Source organism: Microbulbifer mangrovi (assembly GCF_002009015.1).
GTDB classification, from domain to species: domain Bacteria; phylum Pseudomonadota; class Gammaproteobacteria; order Pseudomonadales; family Cellvibrionaceae; genus Microbulbifer; species Microbulbifer mangrovi.
Map to the genome: position 1 here is coordinate 1 of NZ_LZDE01000256.1, position 16,778 is coordinate 16,778.

Annotated in this window: 7 protein-coding genes; 2 read left to right on the plus strand and 5 right to left on the minus strand. The window is 57.8% G+C overall.

The window, feature by feature from the left end; translation table 11 throughout:
- The 5 genes from B4U49_RS04705 to B4U49_RS04725 form a co-directional block, all read right to left on the minus strand.
- Nucleotides 1-6,805 (minus strand): isopeptide-forming domain-containing fimbrial protein (locus B4U49_RS04705; protein WP_143735525.1); only part of this gene is annotated, 6,805 nt, incomplete at its 3' end.
- Nucleotides 6,806-6,877: 72 nt separating this feature from the next.
- The gene (locus B4U49_RS04710) at nucleotides 6,878-9,166 is read right to left on the minus strand and encodes a zinc metalloprotease (RefSeq protein ID WP_078083426.1); all 2,289 of its coding nucleotides are present in this window, start codon (nucleotides 9,164-9,166) and stop codon (nucleotides 6,878-6,880) included.
- Between the two features lie 37 nt (nucleotides 9,167-9,203).
- Nucleotides 9,204-10,502 carry an efflux RND transporter periplasmic adaptor subunit gene (locus B4U49_RS04715; protein ID WP_078083427.1) on the minus strand — a complete coding sequence of 433 codons (1,299 nt, stop codon included), beginning with the start codon at nucleotides 10,500-10,502 and terminating at the stop codon, nucleotides 9,204-9,206.
- Nucleotide 10,503: 1 nt separating this feature from the next.
- Entirely contained in the window at nucleotides 10,504-11,340 is an 837-nt protein-coding gene (locus B4U49_RS04720) for an efflux RND transporter periplasmic adaptor subunit (protein ID WP_143735526.1), read from the minus strand.
- A 64-nt stretch (nucleotides 11,341-11,404) separates the two neighbouring features.
- Nucleotides 11,405-12,985 (minus strand): TolC family protein, encoded by a 1,581-nt coding sequence (locus B4U49_RS04725; protein ID WP_078083429.1) that lies wholly within the window; start codon nucleotides 12,983-12,985, stop codon nucleotides 11,405-11,407.
- A gap of 170 nt (nucleotides 12,986-13,155) precedes the next feature.
- Between B4U49_RS04725 and B4U49_RS04730 the strand changes: the two genes are divergently transcribed.
- Both B4U49_RS04730 and B4U49_RS04735 read left to right on the plus strand, forming a co-directional pair.
- Entirely contained in the window at nucleotides 13,156-14,385 is a 1,230-nt protein-coding gene (locus B4U49_RS04730) for an ABC transporter ATP-binding protein (protein WP_193432812.1), read from the plus strand.
- On the plus strand, nucleotides 14,382-16,697 hold the full coding sequence (locus B4U49_RS04735; protein ID WP_078083431.1) for an extracellular solute-binding protein: 2,316 nt from the start codon (nucleotides 14,382-14,384) through the stop codon (nucleotides 16,695-16,697). Before B4U49_RS04730 ends, B4U49_RS04735 begins: the two co-directional genes overlap by 4 nt.
- The last annotated feature ends 81 nt before the right edge of the window (nucleotides 16,698-16,778 follow it).

Sequence of the window (16,778 nt, forward strand, 5' to 3'; positions counted from 1 at the left end):
TCTTGTCGATCACATAGTCCGGTGCGGCGATCAGAGGGGTGACATCTTCATCGGTATTGTCTTCCGGTGTCGGATCGGTGCCGTTGTTTTCGTCACCGTCGATCGACACTGTATTGTTGGTTTCTTCCACGCCGGCAGGCAGCGGACTGATGACGGTGACCACTAGCTCAACCGAGCCGGTTTCTCCCGCTGCGAGATCCCCCACATCGAAAGTCAGGGTGTCGCCATCCAGCGTCCAACCGGGATTGGCTGCGGGATCGAAAGTGACATACTCCGGCAGGCTTTCGGTAATCACCACACCCGTTGCATCGATATTGCCATTGTTGCCGTAATCAATGGTGTAAGTGATGTCGTCACCGGGCTCAGCGGAAATACCCCCATCGTCCTTGTCGACAAACAGGTCCACCGCGCCGATTTCTGCGGTGACTTCATCGCTGTCGTCATACTCCCGTTCAATGGCGCTGTCATCGCCCCCTTCCGGGGTGTCGAGGCTGGTGTAATCGATGTCCGCCACATTGGTCGTGGTCTCGCCGAGGGCATCCGGGTCGGTGGTGACATGGGCGTCCACGGTGATGGTGATCACCGTGGAGGGATCGATTTCACTGATATCCAGTAACAGCAGGTTGGCTGTGGAATTGTCGACGATGATTGGCGAGCCGCCGCTCACATCGATCTGAATATTTTCAACGCCGGACAGATATACCGGTAGTGCGTCTTCAAGTGTAACGTTGTAGGCATTGGCGCCACTGGCGGGATCCAGTTGCACGGTAATCTGGTAAGTGGCGATGCCGCCGAGGGTGAGGGGATCCGGGCTGAGTAGTTCCTTGTCGACATTGAGCAGGGGCTCTACTACATCTACGGCAGCGTTATCACTGATATCGGTATCTGGTGTGTCGTCGCCATCGGTATCGAAACTCAGAGTCGCGTCATTGGTCAGCGTGGTGCCGTCCACATTGGCGGGGATATCGGTCACTCGCAGGCGGTAGGTAATGGTGATGGTTTCTGCGGTGGTGTTGTCGGTATCCGTATTGAGCAGGGTACCGAAATTGAAGCCCACGGTATTGTTGTCGGGATCGTTAATTGTTGTAACGTCGTCCTGATTGATCTGGATTGTATCAGGGCTATTAGTGGTTACGCTGACCAGATCGATAAACTCGAAACCCGGACCATAGATATCGGTAATCTGACCGGTGAGTGACGCTTCCGGTAAGGTGACGGTAACCGAGAAGGTAACGATTTCACCAATAGTGGCCTCGGTATCATCGTTAAGATCATCGTTCTGCGAAGTGGAAACCAGCGTTTTTTCGATTCCCGGTGAATTGACCGTGATCACCACATTGTCACTGGTTGCGTAATCGTCCAGCTCGCCATTTTCGCCATCGGCGCCATCACGTTCATTAGGATCATCGCCGTCGAGACTCGACCAGTCTATATCTGCAGCGTTCTCGATGGTGCTGCCGGCAAGGGTGTTGTCCAGCGTGCCGGTAATGGTAATGGTGACTTCGCTACCGGGTGTCAGATCCAGTTCGGCCTGTGGGTCGAGTACCAGCTCGCCGCCGACAATGGTAAAGAAGCCGGAGACATCTGAAACTGCACCGTTGTCATTCAGGGAGGCAGTGAAGCCGATGTCGGTTAGTTCCGGGGGGAGGGGATCGCTAAAGCTGATGTCGTAAGCAGTGGTGCTGCTGCCATCGTCCGGGTTGGTAATCGTGATGTCGTAAATAATCTGGTCACCGTTGTCACCTTGTGTATTATTTACTTGCTTGTCGATTATCAGTTGTGGCTCGATCACGGTAACTGAGGCGGAATCCTCTTGTAGACCGTCCTCTGGATCGGTATTACTGCCGTTGCCATCAATATCCCATCGAAATATGGCATCGTTGCTGAGTACTGTACCTTCCTGGTTGGTATCCACATTGGTAATGCGGACGGTGTAGAAAATGGCGATTGTATCTTCGATTGCGAGACCGTCGTTTCCAGTATTTGTGAGATCGGCGGTCCCGAAATTGAGGGTAGTGGTGCCATCGGGATTTACCACAACTGTGGGTGCGCCAAAGCCCCCACTATCGATCTGGATATCGCTGCCGATAAAGACAGAGTCAAAACTGACAAACTCCATACCGGGGGGCAGCGTATCGATGATTTCCGACTCTGGCACAGTGCCTTCTGGAACAGTAAAGCGGGCTTCGAAGGTAACCTCCTCGCCAATCACCACTTCCAGCCTGTTGTTATATTCATCGACAATAGAACTGGACACGACTGACTTGCCAGTAGTTACCGGATCCACAGTGAAGGTAGCGGAGTCGTCGGTAATATAATCGTTGAGTCCCCCCTCACCATCTTCACCAGTACGTTCATTGTCATCGTCGCCGTCAATGCTCTCCCACTCTACAGTGCCTGTATTGGTAATCTGAGAACCAACGACAATATCGCTTACCACATTGGCATCAATCACCAGGGTCAGGGTTGCCCCCTCGGGCAAGTCGAAAGACTGCCCGGGAATGGTTTCCACAGTGTTGCCATTCACCTGGAACAAGCCGGAAACATCGGTATCAAATCCATTGACCGTCAGTGTAGCGCTCGCCAGTATCACGTTGGTCAGTTCGGGGGGGAGTGTGTCACTGAAGGTCGCGTCGAAGGCGTCGGTATCGGAAAACTCAGAGTGCGAAATAACAATGGTGTATTCCACGCTGTCATTGGCGTCGATACGGGGAGATGTCGCACTGAGCGACTTGTCTATCTGTAAATCCGGCTCGATGATCTCGACATTTTCGGCACTATCATTGTCCTGGACTGTAGGGTTTTCTATACCATCGTCGGTGCTGTCCCAGGAGAACTGCGCATTGTTGTTACGCTGGACGCCGCTCTGGTTGGACTCCACATTCTCTACCAGTACGTCATAGGTAATGGTGATGGTTTCCGCCACCATATTGTCGCGGTTGGTATTGGTGATATCTCCCAGGGTAAATATGACATTCTGGCCATTCTGTGTGACCTGGATAGTGTCCGTGGTGAGCGGTGCGGTAGAAGTGATATCGCCGGATGAGAGGGTTACATTGGTGACACCAATAAATGAGAGCCCCGGATCCAGCTGATCGGTGATGCTGGCCAGTGGTGTGACGCCTTCTGCCACGGTCAGGGTCAGGGTATAGCTGATCACCTCGCCGATCACCGCCTCTGCATCGCCGTTATTGGGGGTGACGATACTGGTCGAGTTCAGGGTTTTATCTACCGTGTTTTCCTGGATTATGACCGTGGCATCGTCCTGCCAGTTGATGTTGGTGTTGCCCTCGGTGTAGTCATTGCCTTCATCGACCCCGCCATAGCCTTCAAGCTGTGCAGTGTTTTCAATAATTTCACCCGCCTGCACATCGTCCGATGCCACAAGGTCGTAGGTAATCACGATCACGTTGCTGCCATCGGTGGTGGGGCCTGTGTCCGGGTCACGACCTTCATTCAGTACACCTTCGTCCGATGACGGGTCCACCAGCGTAATGCCCGCTCCGAACAGGTCCTCCTCATTTACCGTGAAATCAATCTGAGTGCCATCACCGGTATAAATCTGGAGATTGAGCCCGCCCGGTGGGATTTCAAAACCGTCGGGGAGGGTGTCGCTGATCACCAGATCAAAGGCATCGGAACCGCCGGTATTTTCCAGCACGATGGCAAACCGCACGGTATCGCCAGCATCTATATCGCTCAGGTTGGAATCGATCGGAGCACTATCCAGGTTGTCACTGGTGATATCGCCGGTCCAGGGTGCGCTGCCGCTGTCCGCTGTGCCGGCTGGATCGAAGGTCACGGGACCGGGAGGGGCGGGGTCAAACACGCCGTCGCCGTCCGCAGTGGAGATGACGCCTTTGGTAAGATTTACCTCGGGGGAAACCACTTCAATCTGGATACCACCGGGCGGCAGGGTTACGGTTTCGTCCGTACCATTGACCGTAACCTGCGCCACATTGGTGAGGAACAGCCCATCGGTAAACGGCTCGTCCTGGACCTGGACTGTAAACAGTAGCTGCACATGACCGCCAACGGAGGAAATTTGCTCCACGGGATCCAGTGTCCAGGAAATGGAGTTGTTCCCAGAGTCGGCGCTGGTGGTGACGTTGGCGCCATCGAGGTAACCATCGGGCCAGTTTCCGAAGTCGGTAGCGGGACCGAAGCCCCATTCGTTCACGCCGGGTATCAGTGTGCCTTGTGAGGTATCGGTGAACGTGGGGGCGATGGCCTCGAATACCGGTTGCGGCAGGTAGTCGGTTATTACCAGGCCGTCGCTGTCCAGGGTGGCGAGATCGATATCGATGGCAAAAGTCACCGTTTCGCCGACGCTGATATCGGTCAAATCATCAGGGTTGGTGCTCCCATCAATCGCGTATACGCTTTTGCTGGATTCGGCCCCTTCTATCTGGACGCTGGCATTACTGCTATTACTGACATCTTCACCATTGGCGGATCCAGCGGTGCCGCTGATCGTGGCCTGGTTATTGATGATATCGAACACCTCGACCGGGTCTCCGGTTTCGAGGTAGGTTTCGCGAATGGTGGCCTCGTAAGTGATAGTGACCGTGGTGGTGCCATCGACAGAGGTATCCTCAAACAGGTCACCGTTCAGTACGCCATTGGGACTGATCAGGCGATCAATGAGTTCCTGCGAAAGATCCAGGCTGACATCCGTACTGCCGTCGCCACCGTTCTCCACAACGGAAATATTGTCGGCTCCGAATGCATCCGGGCCGAAAGTATTGCCATTGGTAAATATTTCAAACGAAAAGGAGTCCGGGTCAACCTGCAGGCCATCCTGGATACTGTCATTCAGTATCAGGTTTGCCAGCTGCATGTAATCGGAAACCTCAAGCGTCAGGGTGTACTCAAGGCGGTCGCCTGGTGTGAACCCCTCAGCGCCTGTGTCGTCAATCAAGGCCACGTCTTTCTGCAGCGCAGTCGCCACTGCGGTGATGATCGCATCATCACTGTCACTGATCGCCTGATCCTGGTAATCCCCGGTCACCGATACGGTATTGCGTACGGCGTCATTGGCTCCGTCGTTGATCACGATGGGATCGCCATTGGCATCGAAGTCCGGCACATACCCGGTGTAGGTGATGACGATATCGTTGGCCGCCAGGGTCCCCTCGATCGGATCGTTAAATTCGATGATCAGCTGCGCATCATTGTTTGCCCCTTCCGGTGGCTCGGTAATCGTGACATCGAGCGGTTGGCCATTGGAGTCGGTCACCGTGACATTACCGGGGATGTAGTAAAAATTGTTCGGGACGTCCTCGGTCACCACCAGGTTGTCTATGGTCGAGAGATTGGCGATATCGACATTCACCCGCCAGGTAACCGGTTCACTGGGGCCGGTAACGGTTTCCCCATCGTCGCCGATGGAATTGTTATCGCCGTCTCCATCCTGGGCTGTCTTGTCCACCTCGATCACGGTCGGTGTGACGGTAGTTTCGATGGGATTGGAAATGATGGGCGGATCGGTATCCGGGTTATTCAGCGGGTCATTACCATAGGCAAACCCGGGGCGCACCCAGATCGGAATCGGTACACCGACCAGCGCGCCGGCAGCTTCATCCAGAAGTACCGAGACATTGAAATCGAACGACGGTTGATCCGGTGAAAATGAGCCGAAAGGAAGCTGGATGGCGTACCAGGTGGCTCCCTCCTCACCGGGCGGTAAAGGGATGGCGCCGGTCTGGTTGAAGTCAAACGGGTGGTACTCCACCGGGTTACCACCGCTGTCCACCCACTGGCCATTCTCATAGGTGTAAGTTTCGACGATGGCACCATTCAGGCCGCTGACACTTTCAACGGTCATGCCCGGGCCCGCGACGATATCCACAAACGGGCCATAACCTGTGGTGTCGCCATCATTCTCGAACGAGAATCCGATATCGGTAGATTCGTTAATGAAATCTTCGCTCGGTGCATCCACGGAGGTAGTCGGTGTGGCCACCATCAGTCCTTCCCAGGTCCCCTGTAGCAACTGGGAAAACACAATGTCCGTCTCAATTTCCCCGCTGTTTTTTTCCAGATCCCAGTCGCCGCCACGCAGAGCGTTGCCGGTGGCATCGTCGGAAGCAGCAACGTCCGCGCCGGTGAGCGCGGCGACCTGATCGATAAATTTGTCACCGGTCAGGCTGTAGCCGGTATTACAGCCATACAGGAGTATGTCTGCGTTTTCGCTCAGCGCGGTCGACCATGCCTGTAATTGTGCACGGTGATTATCGCCATCGAGGCCGCTCAGGGTTTCAAGGGAAAGCGCATCGCTGCCGATATCGATACCGCCAGCACCGCCGTGGGAAATCAGGTGTATGGCATCGAAGGTTGTGCCGCTTTCACTGCTTACTTTCTGTAGCAGGTCGGTTACCGTTTGCAGGCTATCGTCAGCATCTACGGTAAGCAGGGTGATATTGCGTGCACCGATGGTGATCTCAGTGCTGTCCGGATGCTCGGTAACCGAATCCGCCTGCTGTATCAGGTCGTCGATCAAAGCTTGCGAATCACTTAATTGCAGGTCGATGACCACCAGTTCCTGGCGGTAACCGTTGTCACTGTCATTTCCCAGCGTGGATTGTTCGCCGAGATTTTTATCTCCGCTGGCCGCCTTGGGCTCACCGCCGGAATCCAGGGTGCCATCGACTCCGGTATCGCCTGTGTCCTGACTTACGTCTGCTGCCACCGAGGCATCCAGCAACACACGCTTTTCCAGAGCGCGGTGTCGACTGGTAAGTTGGCGACCCTGCAGATTGATGGCCTGGGCCAGGGATGATCTGGAAAACTCGTTGAGCTCCATGGGATACCTCGTTCCTTGTGGCGTTCTGGGCGGCTTTCCTGGCCGCACCGAAATAATGGGGCAACAGAGCGGTCAGACTCCGCTCTCGCGGATCACTACACCAGCGACCCGGTCGGTAAATAATTTCAACAGGCTGATGGGTTCGCCCAGTAGCACCAGATGGCCGGTGCGTTGTGCGGTTGTGGGCGCAGTGCTGTCGCCGCCGTGTCCATCGAGAGTAAAGTCGATCAGGTGCAGCGCCTCGGCGCTACGTTCGCGATCGTCGGGCAACGTTTGCAGCGGCCCACCATAGTCGGATGTCAGGGATGGGTCCTGAATTCTGCGTGAGGCGATCGGTTCCACCATTTCGACGGTGACAATGACCGGTTGCCAGCTTCCCTGTAAAAACAATCGCCCGCGCAGCGGTTCGTCGTCACTCTGGGCGAGTCGCAGGAATTGCTGTGATTTTCCATACGCGCGCCCGCGCAGGGTGGCTCTGTTGGCGATGGCAATAAACTGCTGATTGGTGTCCAGGTACTGGTCGCTGTGGAGTCCGGGTAATACCCAGTCCACGGTGCCGGAAACCTTGGCCACTATTTCCAATTGTTGTTTTTCGGTTTGCAGTGCTTTCAGTTGTTGTTGCTTGCTGAGCAGGTCCTGAAGGTACACACCGTCCAGGGCATCCAGGCTTTCTGCAAAGCCGTCGCTGCTCTGGCGCCGCTGCAATAACTTCAACTCTTCTCTGGTGCGGGCGATACGGTAATCCAGTTGCGTGTCCTGCAGCCGCGCGATCACATCACCGGAAAGTACTTTACTGCCCGGGTGCAAATCGAAGGTTTGCAGTACCGCGCCCGCGGGCGACATCACTTTCTGACTTTCCGCAAAGAACGTGCTGGCGGGGAGCTGTACTGGCCAGGGCAAGGGGATCAGTAACAAAGCCCCGAAAAACGCGCACCCGGCAAGAAACTTTCGATTGAGCAGGCCCAGGAGTTCACCGGCCTGCTGTACGGGTGACGCTTTCGCTTGTCCGACCTCTTGCTGCATTGCTTGCGCAGATGACGGGGGCTGGTCGGTTGGTGAAGTTTTTCCGCTCATGGCTTGTTGCGCATTTTGCTCTTTCAGGAAGTTGATAAACGCGCGGATCTCACGCAGGGTGGGAATGATCAGCAACAGGCCGACACACAGTGCCAGGATCAGTACCCCCGCGGCCTTGAATAGCAACTGGTAGGCGCCGTAGCTGATCACTGCGAACACAGAAATGCGGTACAGCAGACTGGCGGCACCGAACAGCAGAAGAAGTTTCTGGCGGCGACTGGTGGCCGGTGTCTCTTGGCGCAGCAGCTGTGCCCAGCACCAGTGCCGCAACGTGGTGGTGGCGGTCTGTTGCAGGTTTTTTTCCCCGGTGAAGTCGCTTAACAGGTAGTACCCGTCAAACTTCATCAATGGGTTTGCATTGATCAGCAGGGTGGTCACCAGAGACGCGGTGAACAGGTAGAATGCCAGTGCTCTCACCGGTCCATCGTCCAGCAGGCACCAGGCTAGTGCCGCCACCACACCAAGTGTTGCTTCGAACAGTACCCCCGCTGCAGAAATATGCAGCCGCGCGCAGCGGGGCAATCGCCAGGCGTCAGTAATTTCACTGAACATGATTGGCAGCAATGCAATCAGTCCGACTCCTACGCTATTTGCACGTATGCCGTAAATGCGGGCAACACTCGCGTGCCCGAGTTCGTGAAACAGGCTGAGCAACAGGTAGCAGGCAAAGAATATGGCGGCGCCGGCGGTGTTCCAGGAGGCGTTGAAGTAGGCGAGGAATTCGGACCAGTGCTGACCGATAGACAGGGCGCTGACGGAAGCCGCCAGTGCCAGTAGCGCGTAAAAGCCCTTATGTGCTGTGGCGCGTGCCAGCGGCAGCAGCAGTCGGCTGCTCAGGTCGGGAGTGAAGAGGGGCCTGCGCCAGAATAGCGCCTGCTGCAGATTCTGAAGGCGCTTTTGTTGCGGGCTGACCCCCGCCAGTTTCTGTTCGATTAAATCACTGCTGCTTTGCAACAGTTCGTTTTCCTTGGCAAAGCGCACCACGGCTTCCACATCCTGTGGATTGACCGCGCAACCCTGCTCACGGGCAATACAATCGGCGATGGTCTGGGCGCTGCCGCGATGCCAGTGATGCAATACCAGTAACTCCAGTTCACCCAGCTCTAGATACTGGCCTCGCAAGGGGTCATACAGCATCCAGCTGATGGCACCCTCATCCACGCCTTCGCCTTCCTTTACCGGGAGAAACTGGAGATCTGTGCGCAGTGGTGGCAGCGAACACTGCTCGGCGCCGGAGCTGTCGCTGCCGGAGGCTGCAGTGGGGCTGGCGGAACACGATGTTTGCACGGTTACCTCTCTACCTCTTGTTGTGCATCGCGCGCGGCTAGATCCCTATCCAGCGGCGGGCGCTGGCCAGGGGGCGGCGCAACAGGTAGTACACCAGAGGAACCCGCGCACCGTAGACTCGCGCGTGACCGCGGGTATTGATGCGAATTTGCGTCTGGTCCTTTTGAATGGCTGCCAGAAGCCGATAGCTGGCAGGCAGGTTTTCGCCCTCCGCGGTGAGCAGGCTGTGGTAGCGCAGCTGACCCTCGATGGGTGAGAGCGGATCGGATTCCGCGTAAAAAACGGTATGGGCATTTTCCGGGAGGTTGATTGCATCGGAGGTGGGAAGATCAATCTGAATCTGCCGCGACTGCGGCTGCACGATCTCCATTACCTTTTCCCCGGCACGAATCCGACGCCCGATCCATTCGGAGGGATCCGTATAGATGGCAACACCGGTGGCAGGCGCCTTGACCCGGGTTTTTTCCAGCAGGGATTGTTGGTAGTCGAGATCCAGATTGCGGATGGAAAGATCAGTTTCTGCCTGCGCGATTTTATGGCCGGCGGATGCCTGCTGAAAATTGTATTGGCGTGTCATGCGCAAACGCTCCTGATAGAGCGTGATTTCCTGCTGCACGCGATCAATCTCCGCGGTAACTTCCGCATCTTCCAGGGTGAACAGCAGTTGTCCACTCTCTACTTGTGCATTGGGGAGAATATTGATCTCCCGAATTACCCCATCGGTGCGCGCGGATACGATACGTGGTTCAATCGCGGTGAGAGTTGCCGGGGCAAGTACGCTCTGGCGCACCGGTATCAAACAGATGGCGCTAATGACCGCGGCAGCAATCAACGGCCGTCGGGCAATCAGGCGTCGCAGGGAAAAAGTACGCGCGCCGCGCAGCGCGAGCAGCGCCTGCTGAGTGTAAGCGGCGAACTCGCGCAACACTTCTATTTCCTGCTCTGCCAGCGGCTTGCTGCGCAGCAAGGCCAGGCAGCCTTGCTCCCCGTTTTTGCCGATGGGCATGATGATCAGGTGCTGCGCAGTGGCGGACCGGGATTGGGTATCTTCAATGGGCAGCTGCAACGGTCTTTTTTGCTGCGCTTCAGAGAAATGCTTGCGCACCTGGTGGCGCCAATAGAGCGCGGTGCTGCTGGTGGCATCGATGGTGGAAACGTTGGAGGCCGCGATCAGTTTCAGACTGTGGCCGGCAAAAAACAGGCAGCTATCGAAATGCAGCAGTTGCTGACTGTCACTACAGGCAATACGTGCGACCTGCTGCGGACTGCTCGCACCGCGCAACTTTTTGCCGAGTGCGAGAAAGTTGTTCAGCTTTTCCAGAAGCCGCGCATCCATCTCAGTTAATATCCTGCGCGGCTTTGGCGGATGCAGAAGCTCGGTCGGCGAGAAGATCCTTGTTGTCGGACCGCAGTGAGAAATACGCTTCGCCGCTCATGCCGGAAATCAGCAGCAGGGCGGACGGCTTTCCGGCAGAATCGTTCTTGATATGACCGATGACCCGCACGGTGCGCGTAACCGGGTCTACCACGGGAATAATACGTTGCAGCGTTGCCGTGTATTTAAGACCTGTCTCGTTGATGGTGACCGAAAATGTTTCGCCAACAGAAATTTTTTCCAGCCATCCGGACGGGATAATTGCCTCGACTTCAAGCCCGCGATTATCCACCAGCTCCAGCAATGGCACACCCACGTCCACCCGCTGATGGGGTTCCACACTGCGGCTGACCACAAAGCCGTCAAATGGCGCGCGGACATCGCAATAGCCGTTGCGGTGTTTCAGGATTTTCGCATTCGCCGTGGCCTCCGCCAGCTGGGCCTCGCTCTGTACCATTTCCAGTTCACTGATATTGCCGCCGAGCTGGCGCAGAGAGATGTTCGCATCCAGCTGTCGACGCGCGAGTACCCGCTGGGATTCGGCGCCCTCCAGTTCCGCTTTCAGCTCGGTGCAGTCAAAGCGTGCGAGCAGATCGCCTTTTGCAAAACGATCGCCCGCCCGCACACGCACCTGGGTGAGCCTCGCGGCCAATTCACTGGAGAGTTGCACGCGGCTGAGTGCATTCAGTTTGGCGGGTGCGCTGTCGTCACTATCTTTTGGGCTTGCCAGTGCAGCGCTGCAAAACGGGAGCAATGCGAGCAGCAGTGCTGCAAGTCTGCGGGGAAGTCGAATATGCATGACGGATACCACGAGTACATCTACCACTGAGTTTGTCTATCGCCGGAAATGACACGCGCTGCGATCACCAGTGTGCAGCGGCGGGGCCTTCTTCCCGCACCACATCTTCGCGCGCTTCCAGTCCCTCCGGGTTGTAACCACCGGAGGACAACAGTTCCATGCTGGCACTCTGGGAGCGCAGGTCGGCAACCTGCTGTTCGATCACTTCGAGGGGCTGGCGATAGTCGATATAGAATTCCGGCTGGAAGCCCACCGCATTGCTCAGCCGGCTGTTGGCACTGCGCCAGTCTGCATAACTGACGTCGCGCTGTACGCCGGAGACCAGGGCCTGGGTTGCTGCGTGAATACTTTCCAGTTCAGTGCCCTGGCTGGATTGCCAGCGCGCGCGTGATTGGGAGGCCATTGCGCGGTCAACCTCTGCCAGTTCCTCCGCATAGCCGTGGTTCAGTTGTGCGCGCTTGAGATGGCTGTATGCGAGATCTACCTGTACCAGAATGGCGACGGTCAGTGCGGCCCGACGCACATCGCCGAGACGTTCGCTGTCCCTGGCGTATCCCACCAGGTCCTTGCCTCCCACCACGGTGCCTAGCAAATCCCAGGTGAGGCGCAGGCTGCTTTCACCCCAATCGTTGTAGAGCAGGAAGCTATTGTCGTCGTAGAAATACCCGGTGCGCAGTTCCAGTCCGGGGAGCAATTGCAGGCACGCCTTGCGGATTTCCGTGGCGGCAATGCGCTGTCGGTAATCTTCCTCAATCAGTTCCGGGCGGTTGCGGAGGCTGTATTGTTCCAGCTCCATTACACTCATTTCGGTGAATGGGCTGCGCAGTATGTCCGCATTATTGGCACTGACGGTGAACTCGGTTCCTGGGGGCAGACCGATCAGCGATGCCAGCTGCATTTTGGCGTTGTGCATGTCCCCCTCGAGGGCCAGCAGTTCCTGCATCAGGTCAAGCAGGTCGCGGCGGTACGAGAGGCTGGCCTCGGTCTGGCGCAGGCCGCGCTCCGCGGACTGGCGGGATTTTTCCAGCGCGCTGCGGGTCTGGGCGATCAGCCCGGGTAACTGGGCGCGGGCGCGCTGGGCTGCGGCGGCCATCCAGAAGGCGTACTCCACATCCATGATCACGTTGTGCATCAGCTTGCGCTGACGCTCCACCGCAATCATCACGCCGTCGGCGGCCTGTTTGGCGGAGAGGTAGTTGATGCCGAAGTCGAGCACGTTCCAGGACAGGTCCAGGCCCGCAGTGCTGTAGGTTTTGTCTTGTGAGGTGGACTGAACCAGAGACTGGTTGCCGTTGACGTCTTCACTGCTGGCGAAGCGTTGCTTGTTGCGATGGTTATAGCCGGCACTGGCGGCGATCTCCGGCAGCATTTCCCAACGGGACAGACGCAGGTTGCGATTGGCAACCACTGCTTCCATCAGTTTCAGGCGATTGTCCATGTTGTAGGCAATAGCGCGGGCAATCGCTTCATTGAGGTCGATCGGGCCGGTCACCGGTTGCTGGTTGCCGAAAGCGGTTTGCCAGTCACTGCTGGCGCGTTGATCCACGGTGGCGTCGTCGATCGCCGTGGGTTTTATGGAACAAGCCGAAAGAGTCGCCAGGGTGAGGCCGAAGGCCGTCACCGTGGCAAGGGGAGCCAAGCGCATATCTCTTTGTCCTTAGCGTACTTATTGACTTCTGAGTGCACGGTACCGCTGCGCCTCCACAATTTAGTACAAGCTGTGAACAACGCCGTTCGATTGGCGTGTGGCTCACCACGATTTACCGGTTCCAAATTCAACATGGGTCGTCTATTGTGATTTGACACGCCACCGGCATGCTCCGGAATGACAGGGTGAGCCGACGACAAAAGTCGTGTGTGACTGGCGGCGAATATCTGGAAACGACAATAATAAGCAGGTCACAAAGACCGGAAACCCGAAGAAGAGAGAGGCCCGCCCCCGTGGCCAATATTGAATTCAAAGGTGTCAGCAAGCGCTATGCAGATGGCCCCGCCACGGTGCCGGGCCTTGACCTGGAAATTCGCGATGGCGAATTTATGGTGGTGGTGGGTCCTTCCGGTTGCGGCAAGTCCACCATCCTGCGCATGATCGCCGGGCTCGAAACCATTTCCTCCGGCGACCTGTTAATCGGTGGCCACCGGGTTAACGACCTGCCACCGAAAGATCGGGACATCGCCATGGTGTTCCAGAATTACGCCCTGTATCCGCATATGACCGTGTTCGACAACATGGCGTTTGGCCTGCGTGTGCGCAATTTTCCCAAGCTGGGGATTGAGCGCCGGGTGCGGGAGGCGGCGGAAACCCTCGGTCTGGCCGACTTGCTGCAGCGTAAACCGGGTCAGTTGTCCGGCGGCCAGAGCCAGCGCGTAGCACTGGGGCGCGCCATGGTGCGCGATCCCCAGGTATTCCTGTTCGACGAGCCACTGTCCAACCTCGATGCGGAGCTGCGCGTACAGATGCGCAGTGTGATCAGTCGCCTGCACCGCCAGCTGGGCACTACCTCGGTGTATGTGACCCACGACCAGGTGGAAGCCATGACCCTGGGCACCCGCATCGCGATTCTCAATCAGGGATCCCTGATGCAGGCAGGCACGCCGCTGACGCTGTACAACGACCCGGACAATACCTTTGTGGCCGGCTTTATGGGTTCTCCCCCCATGAATCTGGTGCCGGTAACAAATGATGGCGCCCAGCTGACCTGTGAATTGCTGAGCCTGCCGCGTGCGCATTTACAGGGGCAGAAAGCACAGCTAGTGCTCGGGCTGCGCCCGGAAAAGCTGGTCTACGCCGCCAGCGCCCCCGCCAACTGGCCGCGGCTCAGGGGCGAAATTGAACTGGTGGAAAGCCTGGGCGCGGAGATGCTGGTGCACCTGCGCACGGGTAATGCACAGGTAGTGGCGCGCTTGCCCGGTTTGCGCGCGTTCACCCTTGGCGACACTCTCGAGCTCGCCTTCGATCCCGCAGCGGTGTACCTGTTTGATGCGGAAAGCCGGCAGCGCATTCGCGGCGATGTTGATGTTGCCCGGGCCGGAGTCAGGGCGTGATCACTGCCTCGACCTGCAGGAACAGGCCTGCTGGCGAATATGCGGTCGGGCCGACGCTGTGGGGGGCGTCCGCGCGTCGCCTCCTGCACGTATTTTTCCTGCTGATTGCGTTTGCCTGTCAGGCCAACGCCACCGAAACGCTCACTTTGTGGCATGGTTACCGCGGTGCGGAGCGCGCCGCCTTCGAGGAGTTGATCCAGCAATACAACCGCAGCCAGGGTGCCGTGCAGGTGAAGGCATTGGCGGTACCTTTTGGCGGCTACGCGGACAAGCTCTCCGCCGCCCTGCCACGCGGCCAGGGGCCGGACCTGTTTGTATTCGCGCACGATCGCCTGGGGGGATGGGCAAGCGCAGGACATACAGTGGCGCCCATCGATCGCCACGTCAGTGAGCGTTTACTCCGGCGTTTCCCCCCGAACCTGATCGATGCGATGACTTTCGGCGGTGACCTCTATGGGTTGCCGTTTGCCTTCAAGAGTCCGGCGCTGATACTGAATGCCGACCTGGTTCGCGCCGCGCCCGCCACCACCGACGAGTTGGTGGCGGAGGCCCTGCGCCACACCGACCGCAGTAGCGGCCGCTTTGGTTTGGCTTACAGCTATACCGAACCGTTCTTTCACGGCGCGCTGATGAACAGCTTCGGTCGCGGTCCCTTCGACCGTGGCGGCAACCTGGATCTCGACAGCGATGCCAATATCCAGTCGATGGAAATGCTCGCGCACTGGGTGCGCGATGACCGGATACTGCCAGAAGAGCCCACCAGCACACTGGTTACCAGCCTGTTCAATCAGGGGCGCGCGGCCATGGTGATCAGCGGTCCCTGGATGCTGGGGGAAATTGCCCCGGGGATGAACTATCGGGTAGTGCCACTGCCGGTTAACAGCGAGAACGGCCGGCCGCTGGCCCCCTGGGTGGCGGTGGAGGGACTGTTCCTTTCTCCCTGGACCAGCAACCCGGCTGCGGCGGTGGGGGTGATGGAGTTTCTCACCCGTCGCGACTCTGCGGAAAAGATGGGTATCGAGGGCGGGCAGCTGCCGGCCAATGTCAGCGCCTTCGAGCATCCCCTGCTCGCTACCGACGATACCGCCATGGCATTTCGCCGCCAGCTGGAAGTGGCGGTCCCCATTCCCAACCTGCCGGCGATGACCCTGGTGTGGGTACCGCTGGAAAACACCCTGAAAAAAGTAGTCAAGGGTGCGGCGCAGCCGGAAGCGGAGATGCGCCAGCTACAGCGGCAGTTGAGCATCGACCTGGCGCGACTGGAGCGTTCCCGGGCGCGGGGCGAATCGCCGGCCCAGATGCCGGTTTGGCTCTGGTTGATTCCCTTCGCTCTGGCGCTTCTGGCGCTCGGGGCCTGGCGCCGCTATCGCCATCAACTGGCCGCGGGCTGGCGATCCAACCGCACTGCGTATCTGTACCTGATGCCCGCCATGCTGGGCATGCTGGTACTGGTGTTTTTCCCGCTTTTGTACGGCTTGTTACTGTCGTTTACCGATACCACGGTGTTCAATGAGCACGCACCTTTATGGTCGCGGTTTGTCGGGCTCGACAACTACACGGCTATCCTCGGGGATTTCCACCTTTGGCGAGGGCAGGGGGGCGAGCGCAGTCTCGACTTCGACAATTTCTACTGGACCCTGCTGATCACCATTTTGTGGACCGCCAGCAATGTCACCGTGGCGGTGGGATTGGGGCTGGTATTGGCGCTGGCGCTGTACCGACCCATCTTCGGCCGCACCTGGTTCCGCCTGATCCTGATCCTGCCCTGGGCCATTCCCAACTACATCACCGCGCTGGTGTGGAAGGGGATGTTCCATCCCCAGTTCGGCGCCATCAATCAGGGATTGCAGGCACTGGGGCTGGCTCCGGTAGCCTGGTTCGACTCCATCGGCGCCAGCTTTTTCACTGGCGTGGTTACCAATGTGTGGTTGAGCATCCCGTTTATGATGGTGGTCATCCTGGGTGGCCTGCAGTCGATCCCGCGGGAATTGTATGAGGTGGCGAAGGTGGAGGGCGCCGGGCGCTGGTTCCAGTTCCGCTCGATCACCCTGCCGCTGCTAAAGCCCGTGCTGATACCTGCGGTGATCCTGTCGGTGGTGTGGACCTTCAATATGTTCAATGTGATCTACCTGGTGAGCGACGGCGCACCGGCGGGGGCCAACGATATCCTGATCACCAAGGCATTCCGTATCGGCTTCGAGAAGTACCAGTACGCCTACGCGGCCGCCTATTCCATGGTGATCCTGTTGCTGCTGTTCTGCTATGCCATGTGGCAGATGCGAATGAGCCGAACGCTGGAGATGGCCCGATGAACACTCCGTCTCCCCGCAGGAGCCTGCCTGCAGGCGAACGAATTTGGCAACGGGTCTGGTTCGCCTGCAGGCAGGCTCCTG

Coding starts and splice junctions, on each gene's coding strand:
- B4U49_RS04720 (WP_143735526.1), bottom strand. CDS start 11,340: ATGCATATTCGACTTCCCCGCAGACTTGCAGCACTGCTGCTCGCATTG.
- B4U49_RS04725 (WP_078083429.1), bottom strand. CDS start 12,985: ATGCGCTTGGCTCCCCTTGCCACGGTGACGGCCTTCGGCCTCACCCTG.
- B4U49_RS04730 (WP_193432812.1), top strand. CDS start 13,156: ATGCTCCGGAATGACAGGGTGAGCCGACGACAAAAGTCGTGTGTGACT.
- B4U49_RS04715 (WP_078083427.1), bottom strand. CDS start 10,502: ATGGATGCGCGGCTTCTGGAAAAGCTGAACAACTTTCTCGCACTCGGC.